The sequence below is a fragment of the Streptomyces sp. NPDC053431 genome (genome assembly GCF_044544925.1).
In the GTDB taxonomy this organism is placed as follows: Bacteria; Actinomycetota; Actinomycetes; order Streptomycetales; family Streptomycetaceae; genus Streptomyces.
Genome location: NZ_JBITXX010000014.1, coordinates 189,191 through 210,105 on the forward strand (window position 1 = coordinate 189,191; position 20,915 = coordinate 210,105).

General features: G+C 72.2%; 18 protein-coding genes and 1 pseudogene. 9 read left to right on the forward strand and 10 right to left on the reverse strand.

What is annotated here, in order from left to right:
- Positions 1 to 177: 177 nt before the first annotated feature.
- Positions 178 to 1,179: an RNA polymerase sigma factor RpoD/SigA gene (locus tag ACIGXE_RS28500; RefSeq protein WP_399751737.1), complete on the reverse strand. Its 1,002-nt coding sequence runs from the start codon at positions 1,177 to 1,179 to the stop codon at positions 178 to 180.
- 165 nt (positions 1,180 to 1,344) lie between these two features.
- Between ACIGXE_RS28500 and ACIGXE_RS28505 the strand changes: the two genes are divergently transcribed.
- The gene (locus tag ACIGXE_RS28505) at positions 1,345 to 1,857 is read left to right on the forward strand and encodes a GNAT family N-acetyltransferase (RefSeq protein ID WP_399751738.1); all 513 of its coding nucleotides are present in this window, start codon (positions 1,345 to 1,347) and stop codon (positions 1,855 to 1,857) included.
- A gap of 132 nt (positions 1,858 to 1,989) precedes the next feature.
- On the opposite strand, the gene ACIGXE_RS28510 is transcribed toward ACIGXE_RS28505, so the two are convergent.
- Positions 1,990 to 2,793 carry a dioxygenase gene (locus tag ACIGXE_RS28510; protein WP_399751739.1) on the reverse strand — a complete coding sequence of 268 codons (804 nt, stop codon included), beginning with the start codon at positions 2,791 to 2,793 and terminating at the stop codon, positions 1,990 to 1,992.
- A 131-nt stretch (positions 2,794 to 2,924) separates the two neighbouring features.
- On the opposite strand from ACIGXE_RS28510, the gene ACIGXE_RS28515 reads away from it, so the two are divergent.
- On the forward strand, positions 2,925 to 3,413 hold the full coding sequence (locus ACIGXE_RS28515) for a MarR family winged helix-turn-helix transcriptional regulator (protein WP_399751740.1): 489 nt from the start codon (positions 2,925 to 2,927) through the stop codon (positions 3,411 to 3,413).
- Between the two features lie 82 nt (positions 3,414 to 3,495).
- On the opposite strand, the gene ACIGXE_RS28520 is transcribed toward ACIGXE_RS28515, so the two are convergent.
- Both ACIGXE_RS28520 and ACIGXE_RS28525 read right to left on the reverse strand, forming a co-directional pair.
- A complete protein-coding gene (locus ACIGXE_RS28520; protein ID WP_399751741.1) occupies positions 3,496 to 5,034 on the reverse strand; it encodes an MFS transporter in 1,539 nt (512 codons plus the stop codon).
- 93 nt (positions 5,035 to 5,127) lie between these two features.
- Complete coding sequence (locus tag ACIGXE_RS28525; protein WP_399751742.1) at positions 5,128 to 5,796, reverse strand: TetR/AcrR family transcriptional regulator; 669 nt, start codon at positions 5,794 to 5,796, stop codon at positions 5,128 to 5,130.
- A 237-nt stretch (positions 5,797 to 6,033) separates the two neighbouring features.
- Between ACIGXE_RS28525 and ACIGXE_RS28530 the strand changes: the two genes are divergently transcribed.
- Complete coding sequence (locus tag ACIGXE_RS28530; RefSeq protein ID WP_399751743.1) at positions 6,034 to 7,308, forward strand: M6 family metalloprotease domain-containing protein; 1,275 nt, start codon at positions 6,034 to 6,036, stop codon at positions 7,306 to 7,308.
- A 149-nt stretch (positions 7,309 to 7,457) separates the two neighbouring features.
- Here ACIGXE_RS28530 and ACIGXE_RS28535 read toward each other — a convergent pair whose 3' ends face one another.
- The 4 genes and pseudogenes from ACIGXE_RS28535 to ACIGXE_RS28550 all read right to left on the reverse strand — a co-directional run bounded on the left by ACIGXE_RS28535 (position 7,458) and on the right by ACIGXE_RS28550 (position 12,230).
- A complete protein-coding gene (locus tag ACIGXE_RS28535) occupies positions 7,458 to 9,137 on the reverse strand; it encodes a class I adenylate-forming enzyme family protein (protein ID WP_399751764.1) in 1,680 nt (559 codons plus the stop codon).
- A 282-nt stretch (positions 9,138 to 9,419) separates the two neighbouring features.
- Positions 9,420 to 10,103, reverse strand: coding sequence for a ScbR family autoregulator-binding transcription factor (locus tag ACIGXE_RS28540; protein WP_399751744.1), 684 nt, complete (start codon positions 10,101 to 10,103; stop codon positions 9,420 to 9,422).
- 209 nt (positions 10,104 to 10,312) lie between these two features.
- Positions 10,313 to 11,455: pseudogene (locus tag ACIGXE_RS28545) on the reverse strand (cytochrome P450); the annotation flags it as partial.
- An 88-nt stretch (positions 11,456 to 11,543) separates the two neighbouring features.
- Positions 11,544 to 12,230: a ScbR family autoregulator-binding transcription factor gene (locus tag ACIGXE_RS28550; protein WP_399751745.1), complete on the reverse strand. Its 687-nt coding sequence runs from the start codon at positions 12,228 to 12,230 to the stop codon at positions 11,544 to 11,546.
- Between the two features lie 291 nt (positions 12,231 to 12,521).
- Between ACIGXE_RS28550 and ACIGXE_RS28555 the strand changes: the two genes are divergently transcribed.
- On the forward strand, positions 12,522 to 14,354 hold the full coding sequence (locus tag ACIGXE_RS28555) for an acyl-CoA dehydrogenase (protein ID WP_399751746.1): 1,833 nt from the start codon (positions 12,522 to 12,524) through the stop codon (positions 14,352 to 14,354).
- A 311-nt stretch (positions 14,355 to 14,665) separates the two neighbouring features.
- Positions 14,666 to 15,181 (forward strand): TetR family transcriptional regulator, encoded by a 516-nt coding sequence (locus ACIGXE_RS28560; protein WP_399751747.1) that lies wholly within the window; start codon positions 14,666 to 14,668, stop codon positions 15,179 to 15,181.
- Between the two features lie 189 nt (positions 15,182 to 15,370).
- On the opposite strand, the gene ACIGXE_RS28565 is transcribed toward ACIGXE_RS28560, so the two are convergent.
- Positions 15,371 to 16,057, reverse strand: coding sequence for a ScbR family autoregulator-binding transcription factor (locus tag ACIGXE_RS28565; RefSeq protein ID WP_399751748.1), 687 nt, complete (start codon positions 16,055 to 16,057; stop codon positions 15,371 to 15,373).
- Positions 16,058 to 16,229: 172 nt separating this feature from the next.
- Entirely contained in the window at positions 16,230 to 17,000 is a 771-nt protein-coding gene (locus tag ACIGXE_RS28570; protein ID WP_399751749.1) for a response regulator transcription factor, read from the reverse strand.
- Positions 17,001 to 17,457: 457 nt separating this feature from the next.
- Between ACIGXE_RS28570 and ACIGXE_RS28575 the strand changes: the two genes are divergently transcribed.
- The 4 genes from ACIGXE_RS28575 to ACIGXE_RS28590 all read left to right on the forward strand — a co-directional run.
- The gene (locus ACIGXE_RS28575) at positions 17,458 to 18,381 is read left to right on the forward strand and encodes a ScbA/BarX family gamma-butyrolactone biosynthesis protein (RefSeq protein WP_399751750.1); all 924 of its coding nucleotides are present in this window, start codon (positions 17,458 to 17,460) and stop codon (positions 18,379 to 18,381) included.
- Positions 18,382 to 18,413: 32 nt separating this feature from the next.
- Positions 18,414 to 19,346, forward strand: coding sequence for an NAD-dependent epimerase/dehydratase family protein (locus ACIGXE_RS28580; protein ID WP_399751751.1), 933 nt, complete (start codon positions 18,414 to 18,416; stop codon positions 19,344 to 19,346).
- 110 nt (positions 19,347 to 19,456) lie between these two features.
- Positions 19,457 to 20,449 carry an aldo/keto reductase gene (locus tag ACIGXE_RS28585; RefSeq protein WP_399751752.1) on the forward strand — a complete coding sequence of 331 codons (993 nt, stop codon included), beginning with the start codon at positions 19,457 to 19,459 and terminating at the stop codon, positions 20,447 to 20,449.
- A gap of 167 nt (positions 20,450 to 20,616) precedes the next feature.
- Positions 20,617 to 20,915, forward strand: a 299-nt coding sequence (locus tag ACIGXE_RS28590; protein ID WP_399751753.1) for a biotin carboxylase N-terminal domain-containing protein, incomplete at its 3' end; no start/stop codon positions are given.

A 20,915-nucleotide genomic window follows, 5' to 3' on the forward strand; every position in this document is an offset into this window, starting at 1 on the left:
GGCCCGGCCAGGGCGTAGTCGTCGTGCCCCCCGTTCCGCCCTGGGGGTCCCCCCGGACGAAGTCTGGGGGAGGAACGACTGCCCACGACGGCGGGAAGCGGCTCCCCACCACAGCGGCGGGGTGCCGTTCCCTGCGGCGGGCCACCGATCGCGGGCCCGCCTCGGGCGCCGGCCGTCCTAGGCCACCGCGTCGAAGCCCGTGTCGCGGGCCATCTTCTTCAGTTCCAGGAGCGCGTGCTTCTCGATCTGGCGGATGCGCTCGCGGGTCAGACCGTGCTCCTTGCCGACCTCCGTGAGGGTGCGCTCGCGGCCGTCCTCGATGCCGTAGCGCATGCGGATGATGGACGCCGTGCGGTTGTCGAGCTTGTCGATGAGGTCGTCCAGCTCCTCGCTGCGGAGCAGGGTGAGGACCGACTGCTCCGGGGAGATGGCCGAGGTGTCCTCCAGCAGGTCCCCGAACTGCGTCTCGCCCTCGTCGTCCACCGACATGTTGAGCGAGACCGGGTCGCGCGCCCAGTCCAGGACATCGATCACGCGCTCGGGCGTCGAGCCCAGCTCCGCGGCCACCTCCGCGGGCTCCGGCTCGCGGCCGTTCTCGCGGTTGAACTCGCGCTGCACCCGGCGGATGCGGCCCAGCTCCTCCACCAGGTGGACGGGGAGCCGGATCGTGCGGGACTGGTCCGCTATGGAGCGGGTGATGGCCTGGCGGATCCACCAGGTCGCGTACGTGGAGAACTTGAAGCCCTTCGCGTAGTCGAACTTCTCGACCGCGCGCACCAGGCCCGCGTTCCCCTCCTGGATCAGGTCGAGCAGCGGGAGCCCGCTGCGGGGATAGCGGCGGGCCACGGCGACGACGAGGCGCAGGTTGGACTTGATGAAGAGGTCCTTGGCCCGCTCGCCCTCGGCGACCAGCGCCTCGAGCTCCTCGCGGGTCGCTCCGCCCGCCTCGCTCTCCACCTCTCCGTCGAGGATCTCCTGGGCGTAGACGCCCGCCTCGATGGTCTGGGAGAGCTCCACCTCCCTGGCGGCGTCGAGCAGGGGCGTGCGCGCGATCTCGTCGAGGTACATGCCGACCAGGTCGCGGTCGGCGATCTCCCCGCCCACGGCGCGAACGCTGCTTGCCCGGCTGTCTCCGCTCGCGGCGGACGACTGACGACGGGCGACGGCACGGGTTGCCATGCGTGCTCCCTTGCTGAGTAGGTCGCGACACCCTTACGGGTGCCCTGCATCCGACGGAAACAACGACTGGAATCAGGACAGAATTCCCACCCGGCACAGGGATTTTCGCGATCATGCAGTATCCTGCGCCGCCGACGCCCCGCCGACGGCACGGAGGAATCGACCATGGGACCGACGGATGTGCAGGTCAGGGCGGGGGGCGAGGGCGATCTGGCCGCGCTCACCGAGCTCTACAACCACTACGTCCGTGAGACGGCGATCACATTCGACACGGAGCCCTTCGCTCCGGAGCAGCGGCTTCCTTGGCTCCGCTCCCACCCTGAAGACGGCCCCCACCGTCTCCTGGTTGCCCAGGACACTCGATCGGGCGAGATCCTCGGCTACGCGACCAGCAGCCCCTTCCGGCCGAAGGCCGCGTACGCCACCTCCGTGGAGGTGAGCGTCTACCTCTCCCCCACGGCCGGTGGGCGCGGCATCGGCACCCTGCTCTACGAGGAGCTGTTCGAGGCCCTCGCCACGGAGGACGTCCATCGGGCGTACGCGGGGATCGCGCAGCCCAACGAGGCCTCGGCCCGCCTCCACGCCCGCTTCGGCTTCCGGCCCGTCGGGACGCACCGGGAGGTGGGCCGCAAGTTCGGCCGGTACTGGGACGTGGCCTGGTTCGAGAAGGAGCTCTGAGCAGGCGGGCCCCTCGGCCCGGCAGGAATCCCCACCGGATGCCCGGCAGGAATCCCGGCAGGAATCCCGCGAGGGCGCCCGGCAGGAATCCCGCGAGGGCGCCCGGCAGGAATCCCGGAGGGCGCCCGGCCGCTAGCCGAACTGGACCGAGCGCTTCGCCAGGCCCATCCAGAAGCCGTCGATCACGCTCCGCTCCTCGGCCAGGTCGCCCGCCGCGTCCGCCGCGCCCATCGTGACGAAGAGGGGGGCGAAGTGCTCCGTGCGCGGATGGGCGAGCCGGCCCGCGGGCGACCTGCGCTCGAAGTCGAGCAGCGCGTCGACGTCCTGCGCGGCCAGTGCCTCGTGGCCCCAGGCGTCGAACTCGGCGGACCAGCCGGGCACGCCGCCGGCGTGCCGGAGGGCGGCCAGGTTGTGGGTGAAGAAGCCGCTGCCGACGATCAGGACCCCTTCGTCGCGCAGCGGCGCGAGCTTGCGCCCGATGTCCATGAGGCGCCGCGGGTCGAGGGTCGGCATGGAGATCTGCAGGACCGGGATGTCGGCCCCGGGGAACATCTCCACGAGGGGTACGTACGCACCGTGGTCCAGGCCCCGGTCCGGGATGTCCTGCACCGGCGTGCCGGGGGCGCGCAGCAGCTTGCGGACGGACTCGGCGAGTTCGGGGGCGCCGGGAGCGGCGTACCGGACGCGGTAGTAGTGCTCGGGAAAGCCCCAGAAGTCGTAGACGAGCGGCACGGTCTCGGTGGCGCCCAGGGCGAGCGGCGCCTCCTCCCAGTGGGCGGAGACCATGAGGATCGCCTTGGGGCGCGGCAGCCCGGCGGACCAGGCGGCCAGCTCGCCCGGCCAGACGGGGTCGTCGGCGAGCGGCGGGGCGCCGTGGGAGAGGTAGAGGGCCGGCATCCGGGCGGGGGCGGGGTTCCGTTCGAGCGTGGCGTCCATGGCGTCCGCCTCCTTAACTGCGCGTCCAGGGGGTGCGAGGAGCCCATTCCTTGAAGTTTCAAGCTTGGTGCTCATACACAGCCTAGACCCGATCTAGTTCAACTTTCAAGAACTGCCCGTACCATGGATCCATGACCGAACCCCGCTGGCTCAGCGACGAGGAACAGCGCGCCTGGCGCGCGTACCTTCACGCCACCACCCTCCTCGAGGACCATCTCGACCGCCAGCTGCAGCGCGACGCCGGGATGCCGCACATCTACTACGGGCTGCTCGTGCAGCTGTCCCAGGCCCCGCGGCGCCGGATGCGCATGACGGAGCTGGCCAAGGACGTGAAGATCACCCGGTCCCGGCTCTCCCACGCGATCGCCCGTCTGGAGAAGAGCGGCTGGGTGGCGCGCGAGGAGTGCCCGTCGGACAAGCGCGGCCAGTTCGCCACGCTGACCGACGAGGGGTACGAGGTGCTGCGGCGCACCGCGCCCGGCCACGTCGAGGCCGTACGGCAGGCGCTCTTCGACCGTCTGACCGGGGAGCAGATCGAGCAGCTCGGCGCGATCATGCGGACCGTCGCCGAGGGCCTCCAGCCGACGGACCCGAACGCGGACCTGCCCTGGCTCCGCTGAGCCGAGAGCTCAGCGGGGCCAGGGCAGGAAGCGCCGTGGAGATGGACCGCACCGGGTGGCCGGCGGCCCGGGCCGGTGGGCGTCAGTGGGCGATGACGGGGATCTTCACCTCGTCCTCGACTGCCGCGCCCTTGCCCGAGCCGGCGACCACGCCGGCGCCGGGACGGCCGGTGTTGATCAGGGTGAGCGCCAGGGTCGCGGAGACGACCAGGATGCCGACCGCCCACCAGATGGCCGCCGAGTAGCCCTCCACCATGCCCTGGAGCTGGAGCAGCTTCTGGGCCGCCGGCGTGGTGGCGCCGGCCGCGTGGTCGGCGAGGTACGCGGTGGTCGCCGAGGCGGCGATGGTGTTCAGCAGGGCCGTACCGATGGCGCCGCCGACCTGCTGCGAGGTGTTGACCATCGCGGAGGCGACACCGGCGTCCCGCGGGTCGACGCCGTGCGTGGCCAGGGACATGGCCGGCATGAACGCCGTGCCCATGCCGAGGCCGAGCAGCAGCTGCGCGGGCAGGATGAGACCGGCGTACGAGGAGCCGATCTCCAGCTGGGTGAGCAGCAGCATGCCGACGGCGGCGGTCAGGAAGCCGGGGCCCATGAGGAGGCGCGGCGGGACCCTCGTCATCAGCCGGGCGCCGATCTGGGTGGAGCCCGTGATCATGCCCGCGATCATCGGCAGGAACGCGAAGCCCGTCTTGACCGGCGAGTACCCCTTCACGACCTGCAGGTAGTAGGTCAGGAACAGGAACAGGCCGAACATCGCGATGACCGCGAGACCGAGCGAGAGGTAGACACCGCCGCGGTTGCGGTCGGTGACGACGCGCAGGGGCAGCAGCGGGGACTTCACCCGGGACTCGGCGAGGGCGAAGGCGGCGAGCAGCACCGCGGAGGCGACGAACAGGCCGATCGTCGTCGGGTCCGACCAGCCGTCGGACTCGGCGCGCGTGAAGCCGTAGACCAGGGAGACCAGGCCGAGGGTGGACAGGACCACGCCCGGGATGTCGAGCGGGGAGCGGTTGCGGCCGCCGGCCGGCTCACGGATGACGAAGTAGGCGCCGACCGCCGCGACGATCGCGAACGGGATGTTGACGAAGAAGGTCCAGCGCCAGTTCAGGTACTCGGTGAGGAAGCCGCCGAGGATGAGACCCACGGCGCCGCCGCCGCCGGCGATCGCACCGTAGATGCCGAAGGCCTTGGCGCGCTCCTTGGCGTCGGTGAACATCACCGCGAGCAGCGAGAGGGCGGCCGGGGCGAGCAGCGCGCCGAACGCGCCCTGCAGCGCGCGGGCGCCGAGCATCATGGCCTCGCCGGTCGCGGCGCCGCCGAGGGCGGAGGCCGCGGCGAAGCCGATCAGACCGACCACGAAGGTGCGCTTGCGGCCCCACAGGTCGGCGATCCGGCCGCCGAACAGGAGCAGACCGCCGAAGGCGAGGGCGTAGGCGGTGATGACCCACTGCCGGTTGCCGTCCGAGATCCCCAGGTCCTGCTGGGCGGAGGGCAGCGCGATGTTCACGATCGTCGCGTCGAGCACGACCATCAGCTGGGCGAGGGCGATGAAGACCAGCGCTTTCCAGCGACTGGGGTCGGCCTGGGCCGAGGGAGGGGTCTCGGTGATTTTTGACATGGGGGTAGCCACCTCTTGGCGCGAAACGGTGAAAAAGGTACGGGCGTACGGGGGGTACGGCGGAAGGACGGCGCTACGGGGCCGCGGGCCGGGTCATGAACCGGAGCAGGAACGGCTCCTCAGGTCTTCCAGGGTCGCGGCGGAACCGGGCAGGTCGGAGCGCGCGGGCGCCTCCAGACCGTCCAGGAACACCTGCAGGTGACGGTGGACGAAGCGGTCCATGTCGAGACAGCCCGTCCCGGGCAGCGGTCGGGTCAGCTGGGAGACCGCGACCATCAGGTCCCCGACGCCGACGTCGGCGCGCAGCCGGCCGGCCGCCCTCGCCCGCCGGACGAGGCCCTCGACGGCCTCCTCCAGGCGGGTGCGCTCGGCGTCCAGGTCGGGGTGGTCCTTGTCGAAGTCGCCGTCGAGCATCGGGCACAGGGCGCCGACCCGCTCGTCGGCGGCGGCGTGGATGAAGCGGCGCAGGGCGGCGAAGGTGTCGCTCTCCTGCTCGGCGACCTCCCGGGCCCGCTCGGCGATGCGGGCCATCAGGGACACGACGACCTCGCGGACGAGATCGGCGCGCTCGGGGAAGTTCCGGTAGAGCGTGGCGTTGCCGACTCCGGCGCGGCGCGCGATCTCGTCGAGCGGCACCTGGGCGCCGGACTCGACGAACATCTCGCGGGCGGCCGTCACGATCCGTTCCCGGTTGCGCAGCGCGTCGGCGCGTGGGCGCGGCACGCGGCGGGCGGGCGCGGCGTCGGCGGTGCTGGTGCTCACGGTGCCTCTCCCTACTCCCCGGCTCTTCCGGAGGCCATCCGGGGACCGAGTCCCCACTTCGCTGAACACAGGGGTAAACGGGGACTCGGTCCCCGGTTATTTCCCGGCCGTCGTGTGACCTGGGTCACGTACTGCCGTCCACGGTCGGCGTACCCCGGTCGGGCCACCCGGCGAGCGCGCCCCCCACCCCCGGCCCAGGCTGATCGCATCGATGACGCCGCTCAGAGAGGCGACCGGATGCAGGACACCCGCCGACGGATACGCAGACCCATCGCCCTGGCCTCCGCGACGGCCTTCGCGCTCGCCGCCCTGGCAACGGCCAGCACGACCCTGCCCGGCCCCGCCCCCGCCTCCGCGGGGCCGGTGGCCGCCGACCCGGGGGACGCGCCGCTGGGACCGTGCCGGATCGCCACGACGATGGGTGTGCAGATGTCGGAGGGAATGCCCACCTCCCCCGGATACGCCCGCTCCACGGGCGAGGTCCGGGCCCTCAACCTGATGATCGACTTCCCGGACGTCCCCGGGCAGGGCACGGCGATGAACCGCTTCCACGAGTTCTTCCCGAAGACCACCGAGTGGTTCCGCACCAGCTCCTACGGGCGGCTCGTCTACCACCCCGAGGCCCCGATACCCGACTGGCTGCGGATGCCGCACCCCTTCTCCTCGTACGGCATCGAGCGCGGCTCCCCGTACGAGCCGGGCTACCGCAAGCTCGTCGACGACATCGTGAAGGCCGCCGACAGCCGGGTGGACTTCAGCACGTACGACCTGGTCAACGTCCTCGTCACGCCGAACGCCGGGCCCTCGGCCCTCGACACGGTGCTGTCCGTGACCTTCTCCGGGAACGACGACGCCCCCTACGCGGACGGCGTGCCGCTCGCCAACACGTCCTTCGTCTACAGCCGGCAGGACGACGGCTCGGGGACCTACGCCGAGACCGGCTACCGCGTCCTGCCGCACGAGAACGGGCACGTCTTCGGGCTGCCCGACCTCTACACCCTCGACGGCGGCGGCACCGTCGGGCACTGGGACATCATGTCCGAGGACTGGGGGGCCAACAACGACCTGCTCGGCTGGCACAAGTGGAAGCTCGGCTGGCTCGACAACGACCAGATCGGCTGCGCCGCCAAGACCGGAGACGTCGACTACACCCTCACCCCGCTCGCCACCACCGGCGGCCAGAAGCTCGCCTTCGTCCCGCTCTCCGGCACCTCCGGCTACGCGATCGAGGTGCGCACCCGGGAGGGCAACGACGAGGCGGTCTGCAAGCCCGGCGTCCTCGTCTACCGGGTCGACACCGACGTGGACACCGGGCACGGCCCCGTGACCGTCAACGACAGCGACCACGACAGCGGCGGCTGCACCCGGCGCCCCAACGTGCACGCGGAGCTGTCGGACGCCACCTACGGGCCGGGCGAGAGCTTCCACGACCGGGCCAACGGCATCCGCGTCAGCGTCCTCGAGGAGGACGATGCGACGGGCGGCTACCGGGTCCGCATATCGAGGAGCTGACGCCCGCACGGACCGGCCGGCGCCCTCGGCCCCCTGGACGCCCACGCGGACCGGCCGACGCTCGCGCGGACCCGCAGACCCGCAGGCCACCAGGCCCGCAGACGCTCACACGGACCCGCAGACCCGCAGGCCACCAGGCCCGCAGACGCTCACACGGATCCGCTCACGCCCGTGGCGCCGGAGGCGCCCGCCCGGCCCGTCGCGTCCGCGATCTCGGCGCGGAGTTCGCGCTTGAGGACCTTCCCCGTCGCGTTGCGCGGGAGCCCCCCGTCCCGTACGAAGACGTGCGCCGGCACCTTGAAGGCGGCGAGCCGCGCCCCGACGTGGGCCCGCAACTCCTCCGGTCCCGCCGTCGCGCCCGGCCGGAGCCGGATGACGGCGGCGACCTCCTCGCCGAGCCCGGCGTGCGGGACGCCGAGGACGGCGGCCTCGGCGACGTCCGGGTGGTCGTGGAGGACGCCCTCGACCTCGACGCAGTAGACGTTCTCTCCGCCCCGGATCACCAGGTCCTTGATCCGGTCGACGACGGTGACCCGCCCGTCCCTGAGGTGGGCGAGGTCGCCGGTGCGGAGCCAGCCGTCCGGGGTGAAGGCGGCACGGGTGGCCTCCTCGTCGCCCCAATAGCCGCGGATCAGGGACTGGCCGCGCAGCCACAGCTCGCCGACGCCCTCGGTGTCGGGCCGGTCGATCCGCACCTCGGTGGTGGGGGTGGGCCGGCCGACGCTGCCGGGGTGGGCCCGGTACTCGGCGCCGAAGTTGGCGAGCACGCCGCCGCACGTCTCGGTGAGCCCGTAGCCGTTACGGGGCTCGATCCGCTCGCCGTACGCGGCGGTGAGGCGCGCGGTGATCTCGGGCGGGGCGGCCGCTCCGCCCGTGCTGAGCTGGACGAGCGACTCCAGCGGGTCGCCGGTGCGCACGGCGAGATCGAGCAGCTGGAGGGCGGTGGTGGGGACGCCGGAGTAGTGGGTGACGCGGTGCGCGCGGATCAGCTCCAGGGCCTTGGCCGCGTCCCACTTGCGCATCAGGACGAGCGTGCCGCCGGCCGCCATGACCGAGTAGAACGAGGTGAAGGCGGCGACGTGGAAGAAGGGGAAGGTGGTGAGCGAGACCGGCGCCGGGCCCGCGCCGGGGCGCTCGCCGCGCCGGAGCGCGGAGGCGGCGGCGAAGTAGCGGGGGTTCATCGCCGCGCCGGCCTGGGCGAGGTGGGTGGCGACGGCGCCCTTGGGGCGGCCCGTGGTGCCGGAGGAGTAGATGATCGTGGCGTCGTGCTCGGGCAGCACCTCGACGTCCGGCGGGCCCAGGAGCGGGTCGGTGTCGGGGACGTACGCCTCGAAGCCGTCGGTGGCCTCGCCGTGGAAGACGACGCCGGGTACGGCGTGGGCGCGCGCCCAGGCGGCGACGCGCGGGAGCCGCTCGCCGTCGACGAGCAGCACGCGGGGCGCGCAGTCGTCGAGGGCGTACGTGAACTCGTCCTCGGTCCACCAGGCGTTGAGCGGTACGGCGACGAGGCCGGCGAGCTGGGCGGCCCAGAAGGCGATGTGCCACTCCGGGTGGTTGCGCATCGCGACGACGGCCCGGTCGCCGGGGCGCAGTCCGTGCACGTCGACGAGGCGCCGGGCCAGACCGCAGGCGGCGTCGAAGAACGCGCGGTAGCCCGTCACGCCGTCCTCGGAGACGAGGAAGGGCCGGTCGCCGAAGCCCCAGGTGGTCTCGACGAACTCCCGCAGGGTCCGCGGGCCGCCCCGGTAGACGCCCTCGTCGACGGCGAAGGGCGCGCCGGGCCCGGTGAGCGCCTCGGCGACCATGTCGACGGCGGTGCCGGTGACCATGGCGGCGGCGGTGTCGGTGTCGGTGACCGGGTCGGTGACCGTGTCCGTGACCGTGTCGGTGTGCGGCTCGACCACGGTGCGGCCTCTTTCCCGTCGTCCCGGCTTCGTTCCCTGAGCGCTTGCTCAGCTCGCGCCGGAAAGCGACGCTATGCGCCCCCACCGGACCGGTCAAGAGAGACCTCGGCCACGGCGGACGGCGGCGGCGGACCGGCCCTAGCCCGCCCGGAGCGGGCCCCCGCCGGACGCGGCCCTCCTCGGGGGCGGCACCGCGCGGGGGTCCCCCTAAGAGCGGGACTCGGCCTCCGCGGGCGTCGTTTCGTGCGGGCCCGCGGCGCCGGTCCCGTACGGCTCCGCCTCCGGGGCGCCCGAGGCGACGAACAGGCCGACCCGTGTGGCGCCCACCACGCGGGGCAGCAGGAACGCCCAGAAGCGGGTGAGCGGAGCCCGCTCCAGCCAGCGCGGGTCCTGCTGGCCCAGGGCCGCGTGTCCGGCGGCCACCGCCACCACCGCGGCGGCCACGTCGGCGGCGGCCACGTCCGGCGCGAGCAGCCCCGCCCGCTCGCTGCGCGCCACGACGGACTCGACCCACTCGCGCCACAGCCGCCGCAGGTCCTGCGACACGCGGGTGCGCTCCGGGCCGCCCGCGCTCAGGACGAAGCCCGCGCGCAGCACCGGGTCGGCGCGCAGCCCCTGGACGAGCTCGTGGCTGGCGTCGATCAGGGTCTGCAGCGGCAGCGCCTCGCGCTCCCGGGTGATCCGCGCGAGCCGGTCGCCGGCCGCCGCGACGACCGCGTCGGCCAGCGCCGCCTTGCTCGGGAAATGGAAGTGCAGGGCCCCGCTGCTGACCCCGGCCCGGGCGCTGATGGTCGCCAGCGAGGCGACCTCGAAGCCCTCCCGGTCGAAGAGCGTGGCCGCCGACTCGACGAGGGCGTTGCGCGTCCGAATCGCCCGCTCCTGCTTGGCCAAGGGGCCTCCGTCACTGCGCCGTGGGTGCCAACACGTGTCACTCCACAGTAACAAACCGGATGAGCGGTTTTCGCGGTTCCGCGCGGATGCCCTCAGTCGCGCGCAGGTATGCGCACGGGCAACGCCCCGTAGCCGTTCAGCAGGAACGTGGGGAGCGGCGCCAACTCGGCGGGCGGGCAGTCCAGTTCCAGATCCGGGAAGCGCTCGAAGAGCGCGGCGAGGGCGACGGTCGCCTCCAGGGTGGCGAGCGGCGATCCCAGGCAGCGGTGCGCTCCGTGGCCGAAGCCGAGGGTGTCCCGGTCGGTGCGCAGCACGTCGAAGCGGGCGGCGTCCTCGCCGTAGCGGGCCGGATCGAGGCCGCCGGCGGCGAAGTTGACCAGGATCGGGTCGCCCTGGGCGATCTTCAGGCCGTCGAGCTCGATGTCCTCGACCGCGAAGCGGAGCGGCGAGTAGGCGGCCGGGCTGTGGGTGCGCAGGGTCTCGGCGACCACGTCGTCCCAGCTCGCCCGGCCGGCCCGGACGTGACCCAGCTGCTCGGGGTGGGTGAGCAGCGCGGCGGTGGCGTTGACGACGAGCGCGGCGGTGGTGTCCTGGCCGGCGGCGATCAACAGGAAGAGGGAGCCGAGGAGTTCGCTCTCGGTGAGGGCGTCGGCGCCGTCGCGGGCCGCGATCAGGGAGGAGGTCAGGTCGTCGCCGGGCTCCTGGCGGCGGGCGGCGACGAGCTCGGCGAGCAGCCGGAACGCCGTGCCGCGCGCGGCCTCCATGGTCGCGGCCGAGACGCTGGAGCTGAAGACGGTGCGCAGGGCCGCGGTGAGCTCGTCCCGGTCGGCTCCCTCCGCGACGCCCATGAGCTCGCAGATGACCTGGAGGGGCAGCGACTCGGCGTATCCGGTGCGCAGTTCGGCCGGCTTCCCGGCGGCGAACGTGGCGGCCAGGCCGTCGAGCAGGCCGGCGGCGATCTCCTCGACGCGGGGCCGCAGGGCGGCGGTGCGGCGGGCGGTGAACGCGGCGGCGACCAGGCGGCGCAGCCGGGCGTGCTCGTCCCCGTACGCGAAGAGCATGTTCTCGTTGGCGACCCAGGGGTACAGCGGCCACTCGGGGGTGATCCGGCCCTCGACGAAGGCGGGCCAGTGGCGCCGGGCGTCCTTGGAGACCCGGGGGTCGACGAGCAGCGCCTCGACGTGCTCCTGCCGGACGACGGCCCAGGCCCGTACGCCGCCGGGGAGTTCGACCGGTACGGCGGGGCCCTGCTCCCGCAGCGTGGCGGCCTCGCCGGCGAGGTCGCGGCCGGTCACGTCGAGGGCGTAGGGGCAGGGGGCCGCTTCGATGGGGTCCATGCGTGTGTTCTCCATTTCGGTTCGGACGTACGTTCCCTGCGTGCCCCCACCGCACACGCAACCGAGGAGAGCGTCGCTTCCCCTCCCCCTCGTCGAGGCGCCGTCAGTTCGCCGTCGACGCGACAGCGGTGTCGCCGTTCCGTGCCCGCAGCGCCTCTTCGTAGGCCCGCTCGGCGCGGGACGGCTCGAAGTCCAGACGGACGAGGACCCCCGGCACGGCGATGGCGCTCAGCAGGGTCCGCATGAGGTCGGCGACCCGGTCCACCATGTCCGCGTGCTGGGTCATGATCTTGGACAGCATCTGGACCCCGGTGAAACTGCCGGTGAACAGCGTCGCCGCGGAGGTGATGTCGACGTGCGGCAGCAGCTCTCCGGCCGTCTTGGCGTTCGTCAGGACGTCGATGTTGTGGTCGATCCAGCCGCGCATGGGCACCTGGCGGTCGAGGCCGTCCTGGAGCGAGCCCTGCTCGACGGTGAGCCGGATGCTGCCGCGCACCATGGGGTCGCCGGCGCGCAGGAGATGGGCGAGGACCAGCGCCTCGTCGGTGAGCTGCTGCAGGTTCAGTTCCCGCTGCGGCACCGGCGGCAGGGCGCCGACCTGTCCGGCCAGCACCTCCTGGGCGAGCTCCTCCTTGGAGGAGAAGTGGAAGTACAGGGCGCCCTTGGTCACCCCGCAGCGCTTCAGGACCTCGGAGATCGTCGCCGCCTCGTAGCCGACCTCGTCGAAGAGTTCGGCCGCGGCGAGCACGATCTTCTGGCGGGTACGGATGGCCCGTTCTTGTTGCGCCACTACATCCTCCGTGCCTCGCGGAACCGAAACAAACCGCAAGGCTGGTATTCCAACGGCCTCACATGGAGTGATGCGTCGGCGACCGGTCTCTCCGTACGACTGCCGCCGAGCGTAAGGTGGGCCCCGGCGATCCGGTTTCTTCACACATCCACATTTCGAGAATAAAACCACCCAACCGGTTTGACAAGGTTCCGGCGGCCGACCTTATTGAAACAAAACCGGATGGTACGTATCTTACTCTTGGTAGGCCAGACCACCCTCACCGGTACTCAATTCGGGGGACGCGCCGAGATGCTCCAGCACGCGGAGGCACCGCTCAGACAGGCCGGACACGGCATGACCCGCGGCGGCGCGGACGAACTCACCCGCCTCCTCTTCGACGGGGACGACCGCGAACGCGTCCACGGCGAATGGCGGCGGCTGATCTCCGGCGAGGCCTTCGCCCACCGCCCCGGGCTCACCCCCGCCGAGCGGGTGGCCCTCTCCTACGAGCGCCTGCGGCTGGTCAACGACACCGTGGCCGGCCCCGCCGCCGAGGCGCTCAGCTACGACGCCCACCGGCTCGCCGCACTGCACGAGTGGACCGGCTTCCTGGACGGCGGGCTGTGCACCCTCGCGAGCATCCACTACAACCTCTTCCTCGGCAGCCTCCTAGACCACGACGGCTACCGGCGCGACCTCACCCCGTACACCGCCATGGACCGTACCGGCACCTTCCTGTGCACCGAGCTCGCCCACGGCAACGACGTCACCTCCCTGGAGACCGTGGCCCGCCACGACCCAGAGACCGGCGGCTTCGTCCTGCACACCCCGAACCCCGGGGCACGCAAGTTCATGCCCAACACCAGCCTGGCGGGCGGCCCCAAGACCGCGGTCGTCGCCGCGCGCCTCCTCGTCGACGACGAGGACCAGGGCATCTTCCTCTTCCTCACCCCGCTGAGCGACGCCGAACGCCATCTGCCCGGCATACGCGTGCAGCGCCTGCCGGACCGCACCGGCACCCCGGTCGACCACTGCCTGACCTCCTTCGACCACGTACGACTCCCCCGCGAGGCCATGCTGGAGGCCGCGCACGGCCGGCTCGACAAGGACGGCCGGCTCACCAGCAGCCTCGGCAACCGGCGCAAGCGGTTCCTGCGCTCGGTCGGACGGGTCACCATGGGCAAGCTCTGCATGAGCGGCGGCACCCTGGGCATGGCCCGCGCCGCCCTCGCGATCGCCGTCCGCTACGCGCACCACCGCACGATAGGCGCCCCCAGGGCCGGCGAGCGGATGCCGCTCACCGCCCACCGCAGCCACCACGGCCGGCTGCTCCGCTCCGTCGCCACCGCCTACGCGATGACCCTCCTGCACCGCTCCGTCGTCGACCGCTGGGCCGGCCACGACCCGGCCGACGCGGCCGAGCGCGAGGAGGTCGAGCGGCTGATCGCCATCGCCAAGGGCTGGATCACCTGGCAGGCCCGCGACATCACCGTCGAGGCCCGCGAACGCTGCGGCGCCCAGGGCCTGTTCCCCGCCAACGGCCTCGCCGATCTGCCGCTCAACGTCGAGGGCGGCATCACCGCGGAGGGCGACAACCTGGTCATCTGGGTCAAGGCCGCCTCCGAGCTCGTCTTCGCCCACGAGGCCGGGCCCACCCACGCGCCCCGCGGCGAGCTCACCGACCTCGGCTTCCTGCGCGACCTGCACGCCTGCGTCGAGCGCGTCTGGCAGAACCGCGCGCGCACCGCCCTGCGCGGCGGCCCCTCCGGCGACCCCGTCGGCCGCTGGAACGAGACCTCCGGCGCCGCCCTCGAGATGGTCGCCGCCCACGCCCGCGTCCGCGCCGCCGACGCCCTGCTCGCCGCGACCGCCCGCGCGACCGCCCCGCGCACCCGCTTCCTCCTGGAAGGCGTCTCCCGGCTCTTCCTCCTCCACGAGCTGCGGCCGCACACCGGCGACCTGCTCGCCGCGGGCCACCTCACCCCGGCCCATGTGGAGGCCCTCCACGGCACGACCGAGCGCGTGGTCGGCGACCTCGCCCCCCACCTGACGGCGCTGGTCGACGCGTTCGACCTGCCGGAGGAGTACCTGGCCGCGACGCCGATCGCCAACGCGGACTACCTGGACCGTTTCGGGGACTGAGCTCCCGCTCGGGAGGGCAGGAGCTCCCTTCCACGCAAAACATACAGACCTGTATGTCGGTTGGGGCGCAGCCGGGCATACCGGCGACCCCAGTACGGCATTCCGTGACAGGAACCGGCCGTCTTGCGTGGAATTTGAGATACGGACGGCCCAGCGGGTCCCATCGAAACAGGCATGGCTGTATGGTTCTTGCTGGAGGGAGGCGACCTTCGGCGTCTCCTCACACTTCGGGCTGTCGCAGTGAGAGCCGTCGTACCGGGCAAGGGACATGCGCGATGCAAAAACGGTCGCATACGACCCGTCAGGCACTCGTGCGTGCCACCGTGGAGCTCATCGCGAACGGCCGGCTCGCCGACGCGGGGCTGGTCAACATCTGCAACGCCGCCGGGGTCAGCCGCGGCGCGCTCTACCACCACTTCCCGTCCATCGCGGAGCTGGTGGCGGAGGTCCACTCCCAGGCCCAGGACCGCGTCCGCGCACTGGCCGACGACAGCTTCGCGGACGGGGGCGCCGACGCGCCGGCCCGCTTCAGCACCGCTCTCGGCAGGGCCCTGACGGACGATCAACTGGTGCGCGCGGGAATGCGGCTGGCGTCCGACGGCACCGACACCCCGCCCCGGCTACGGGAGGCGATGCTGGACCGGGTGCGCGCCGAGGTCCTGACGGAGGCCCCCGAGCGCCCGGACCAGAAGGTCCTGGCGGACCTGGCCGTGGTGGTCACCGCGGGCCTGGAGTCCCTCGGTTACACCGACACGGCCTGGTGGAGCCGGGAGAGCACCGAGCGGATATGGGACATGCTGCTGCCCCTCTTCAAGGAGGCCGGCTAGGGCCGACGGCCCGGAGAGCCGGGGCCGGCAGGCCGGGGCACGCCGCGGCCGGCAGGCCCCGGACACCCCGGGGCCCGGGCACCCCAAGGCCCGAACACCTCTGGGCCCGGACACCTCCGGGCCCAACGCCCCAGGATCCGGCCCCATTTGGGCCCGGCCGCCCAGGGGCTCTCAACACCCCCGCAGGGCCTACGAAGCGGCCGCGGACGCCTCGGCCGCGGCCTCCTCGGCCAGGGCCTCGGCGCGCGCCACGTCCGCGGCGACGAGATCCGCCGGCGGCGGGGTGACGCGCAGGTTGCCGATCAGCCCGGGGGCGACCATGCCCGGCAGCAGGAAGCGCCACATCGCGCTGACGCGCTCGGGCAGGTCCTCGCGGTTCGTGTAGACCTGCGACATCACCTGCAGGCCGGTGAACGCGCCGATGATCACGGTGGTGGCGTCGCGGACGTCCAGGCCCGGCAGGACCTCGCCCTGGCCCTGCGCCTGGGCGAGGAGTTCGCCGATGGCCACGGTCGACTGCTCGTACGGCGTGTCGACCGGGCGGGGGAACGAGGTCTTCTCGACCGCCAGGCGCACGCTGGCCCGCAGGACCGGATCGCGCTGGAGCTGGACGGCGAACGCGAAGGTCAGGTCGATGATCGACTGAAGTTTGGTGGTCCGCTCGGGCGCGAAGAGAGCACCGCCGTGCGCGTCGAGCAGCGCCATGGCGATCGACTCTTTGGACGGGAAGTGGTGGTACAGCGCACCGCGGGTCAGCCCGCTGCGCGCCAGGATCTCGTTGGTGCTCGCGGCGTCGTATCCGCGAAGGTCGAAGACCTCAGCGGCAGCCTCCAGGATCGCTTGACGTGATCGCGTTCCGCGTTCCTGCTTTGCCATACCCCGGGTCCTCGCCACTCGCCAACGAACGAAACAGACAAGTCTGCATTCTACTTGCCCGTGCGCCGCTGGCCAGGGGCGCGCAAGTGGAAACGGACAGACCGCGCACTTCCGCCGCGCGCCGGGGCGCACGCGGCGCTCCCCGCCGACGCCGGACGGCACCGGCACACCCTCACGGGTTGCCCAGACGGAAACCGACACCCCGGACGGTCACGATCCAATGGCTGGATCCGAGCTTGCCGCGCAGGCTGCTCACGTGCGTGTCGATGGTGCGCCCCTTGTGCGACCAGGCGTCGTCCCAGACCTGGGTCATCAGCTGCCGCCGGGAGACCACGGCGCCCGGCTGGATCGCGAGCATGTGCAGGAGGTCGAACTCCTTGCGCGTGAGGTCCACGGGGCGGCCGTGCAGCGTGACCTTGCGGGTGTCGGCGTCGATGCGGAGCGGGCCGTGCTCGATCGTCCGGGCCGTCGGCGACGGCCGTACCCTGCGCATCACCGCCCCTATGCGGGCGAGGAGTTCATGGAAGCCGTAGGGCTTGACCATGTAGTCGTCGGAGCCGGCCTGCAGCCCGAGGACGCGGTCGAGCTCGCTGCCGCGTTCGGTCACCGCGATGATCGGGGTGTCGCTCATCGCGCGGATGCTCCGGCAGACCTCCAGACCGTCCAGGTCGGTGAGGTCGAGGTCGAGCAGGATCAGGTCGGCCTGGCGGTGCACCTGGAGCGCCTGGCTCCCGGTGGTCACGCTGTCGGCGCGATACCCCCTCCGTATCAGGTCCTGCACCAGCGCCTTGGCCGAACGCTCCTCGTTCTCGACGACCAGGATGCGCAGGGCAGGGTGCTCGACCGGGACGTGCAGTCGGGGCGCGGCGGGGTGGGCGTGCTGGGGCACGGGGTGCAGCCGCGCGGTGTGGGCGTCGGGTAGGTCTGCTACCTGCTGGTTCATCTGGTCCTCCTGGAGCGCCGGCGTCAACCGACTGCCAAATGCTCGTCTCGAAGTTCAGGTGCTTGGTGAAGATACCAAACAGACTTGTCTGATTGTCAATGCGAAGCAGGACGACCGTGTCGCGCTAACCGAGCCCATTCTGACCTGCGATGACCGGGAAGATATGGCGTTTTACACCCGCCCGGCCCCGGCTCTTTGCTCGGTTCGAGCGCCGGGTGGCCATGGCCAAGAACCGGCAAAACTGTCGGTTCCTTGATCTCGTTCCGTGATGCTCTTGCTCCGCTGTGCGCAGGTTCGGCGGAGCGCTCCGCTCCGTTCCTCGACACGCCCGACCCCAACTTTTTACTTGATTTACCCAACAGACCTGTCTGTATTTTGTTGGGTGTGTGGACCGAACGGGGGCTGTTGCCACACTCAGCAGCTCCGCCCTGCCCGAAAACAGACAGGAGCGCCAGCCATGACCGCAATGCTCGATTCGGCACTCACGGCTTTCACCACCACCGTTCCGCGCCAGTACGTGCACCGCGCCGCTGTCTCGGAGGTCCTGCTCACCGGGTGGCGGTGGGCGGATGAGCCCAACTCCTTCGTGGTGAGGGCCCAGTGGCCCCGGGGACACGCGCTGTTCGCCCAGTCCGGCGGCTACCAGGACCCGATGCTGCTGGTCGAATCGGTACGTCAGACCGGGGCGTTGCTCGCCCACGCCGAGTTCGCGGTCGGGCTCGGGCACCAGTTCCTGATGCACTCCATCTCGTTCGCCTCCACGATGGACCTCTTCGTCGCCACGCCCACCCCGACCGAGGTCGAACTGCACACCGTGTGCCGCGACATCGTCCGGCGGGGCAAGGAACTCGGCGGCATGCGCTACGACGTGACGGTGAAGGTCGACGGCGCGGCCCTGGCCACCGCCGGAGCCGCCCTGAGCTGCACCCGGCCGAACGTCTACAAGCGCCTGCGCGGCGGGCGCCCCACCTTCTCCGGCCGCCTCCCGGGGCTGCCGATAGACCCGGCCCGGGTGGGCCGCACCGACCCGCAGCACGTGGTGCTCTCCGAGGATCCGAGCGGCAGAGCCAACCGGTGGGAGCTCCGCGTCGACTGCACCCACCCGATCTTCTTCGACCACCCCGTGGACCACGTCCCCGGCATGGTGCTGCTGGAAGCGGCCCGACAGGCCGCGCACGCCGTGACCGGCATGACCGACGCCGTCGTCCTCGACATGTCAAGCTCCTTCGAGCGGTACGCCGAGTTCGACGCACCCTGTGTCATCGAGGCCGAGCCGACGGCGGTCGATCCCGCCGGCGACGTCCACGTACGGGTGCGCGGAAGCCAGAACGGCGCGCACGTCTTCGTCACCCACCTCACCCTGCGCACGCGCAGCCGGTGACCCACGACCCGTCACGCGACCGGAGTTCCCACGTGCCGAACATCCTGATCACCGGAGCGGGCGGATTCATCGGCGCCCACGTCACCCGCGAGGCCGCCCGCCTCGGCGCCCGGCTGACCCTCACCTCGCACCGCCGCCCCCCGCGACCGCCGGCAGCGGGCCGGGCCCGGATCGTACGGGCGGACCTGACGAACTCGGACTCGCTTCGCGGGCTGTGCGACGGCGTCGACGTGCTCCTCCACTGCGCCTCGCGGATCGGCGGGACGCCGGAGGAGAACGAGGCCGTGAACGCCCGGGGCACCGCCGCGCTCGTCGCCGAGGCGCGGCGTGCCGGAGTCTCCCGGATCGTCCACCTCAGCACCGCCTCCGTCTACGGGCGCGGCATCTTCCGGTGCGCCCGTCCCGAACAGCTCCCGCGCCGGCCGCAGTCGCCCACGTCACGCACCCGGGCCGAGGCCGAGGACTCCGTCCTGGCCGCCGGCGGGACCGTCTTACGGCCGCACCTGGTCTACGGACCCGGTGACCACTGGGTCGTGCCCGGGCTCGGCCGGCTGCTGCGGACGCTGCCCGGCACGCCCACGGGCTGGGACGCCCGGCTCTCCGTCATCTCCGCCGCCGAACTCGCCGCGCTGCTCGTGGCGGTCGGCCTCGCCCCGCGTGACCGCCTGTCCTCGGCCGTCTACCACGCGGCCTATCCGGAGCCGGTCACGGCCTCCGAACTGCTGCGGGCGGTCGCCGCCCGCATGACTCCCCCGCCGCCCCGGCGGAACATCAGCCTGGCCCACGCCCGTGCCCTGCCGACGGAGAACGGCGCCGCCACCCGGGCCCTGGACATGCTCGCCACCGACCACTGGTTCGACAGCGCCCCGCTCTGGGCGGACCTCGGCCGGACGGCGGGCCGGGGCTGGGAGGAGGACCTCGCGCACATGACGGAGTGGTACCCGGACCAGGCGGCAGCGGCCTGATCCCGCTCCCCTTCCGTACGGGTCCTGCCCGGTCCCGTACGCCCCCCAGCCCCGATCGCCCCGGCACGGCGCGCGGTCGGAGATCCAGCACTACTGAAGGACTGGCACACGTGGAATACACCAACCTCGGCCGCAGCGGACTGTCCGTGTCCCGGCTCGTGCTCGGCACGATGAACTTCGGCACGCAGACGTCCGAAGCCGACAGCCACACGATCATGGACCGGGCGCACGACCGCGGCATCAACTTCTTCGACACGGCGAACGTCTACGGCACGCGTCCGGGCGAGCAGCCCACCGAGCCGATCATCGGCCGCTGGTTCGCCGGGGGCAACGGCCGTCGCGAGAAGACCGTGCTGGCCACCAAGGTCTACCTCCCGACGGGCAACTGGCCCAACGAGTCGCACCTTTCGGCGCTGAACATCCGGCGCGCCTGCGAGGCCTCGCTCCGGCGCCTGGGCACCGACTACATCGACGTGTACCAGATGCACCACGTCGACCGGTCCACGCCGTGGGAGGAGATCTGGGAGGCGTTCAGCGTCCTCCGCCAGCAGGGCAAGGTGCTCTACTTCGGCTCGTCCAACTTCGCCGGCTGGCACATCGCCCAGGCGCAGGAGGCCGCCACGTCGCGGCACTTCCTCGGTCTGGTCAGTGAGCAGTCCCGGTACAACCTGATGACCCGCTGGGTCGAGCTGGAGGTGCTGCCGGCGGCGCGGCACTACGGCCTCGGCCTGATCCCGTGGGGCCCGCTGAACGGCGGCGTGCTCGGCGGTGTCCTGCGCAAGCTGAAGGAGGGCGGCGCCGCGCGCGGCACCTCCGGGCACTCCGCGGGACTGCTCGCCCAGCACCGCGACACCGTCGAGGCGTACGAGAAGCTGTGCGCCGAGATCGGCGAGGACCCGGCGCACGTCGGCCTGGCCTGGCTGCTCGCGCAGGAGGGGGTGACCGGGCCCATCATCGGACCGCGCACCGCCGAGCAGCTCGACGGCTCGCTGCGCGCCCTGACGATCCGGCTCGACGCCACGGTGCTCGCGAAGCTGGACCAGCTCTTCCCGCCGCCGGGCCCGAACGGGGCCAAGCCGGCGCCCGAGGCCTACGCCTGGTGAGCACGCTCGCGTGCTGAACGCCGCCCCGGAGGCTCGTACCCGCGCGGTGGTACGAGCCTCCGGGGCGGCACCCGTCCGCAGGACCGGCCGGGAGCCCCGCCAGGACCGCGGGGCCGGCCGGACGTATTCGTACTCTCAGCAGAGACTTTCAGCAGAAGTGAGGCATCGTGCGCAAGGTGCTCATCGCCAACCGTGGTGAGATCGCTGTCCGGGTGGCCCGTGCTTGCCGGGACGCCGGGATCGCCAGCGTGGCCGTCTACGCGGACCCGGACCGGGACGCCCTGCACGTCCGGGCCGCGGACGAGGCGTTCGCGCTCGGTGGCGACACCCCGGCCACCAGCTATCTGGACTTCGACAAGGTGCTGTCGGCGGCCAAGGATTCGGGTGCGGACGCGGTCCACCCGGGTTACGGCTTCCTCTCGGAGAACGCGGAGTTCGCGCAGGCCGTGCTGGACGCCGGTCTGAC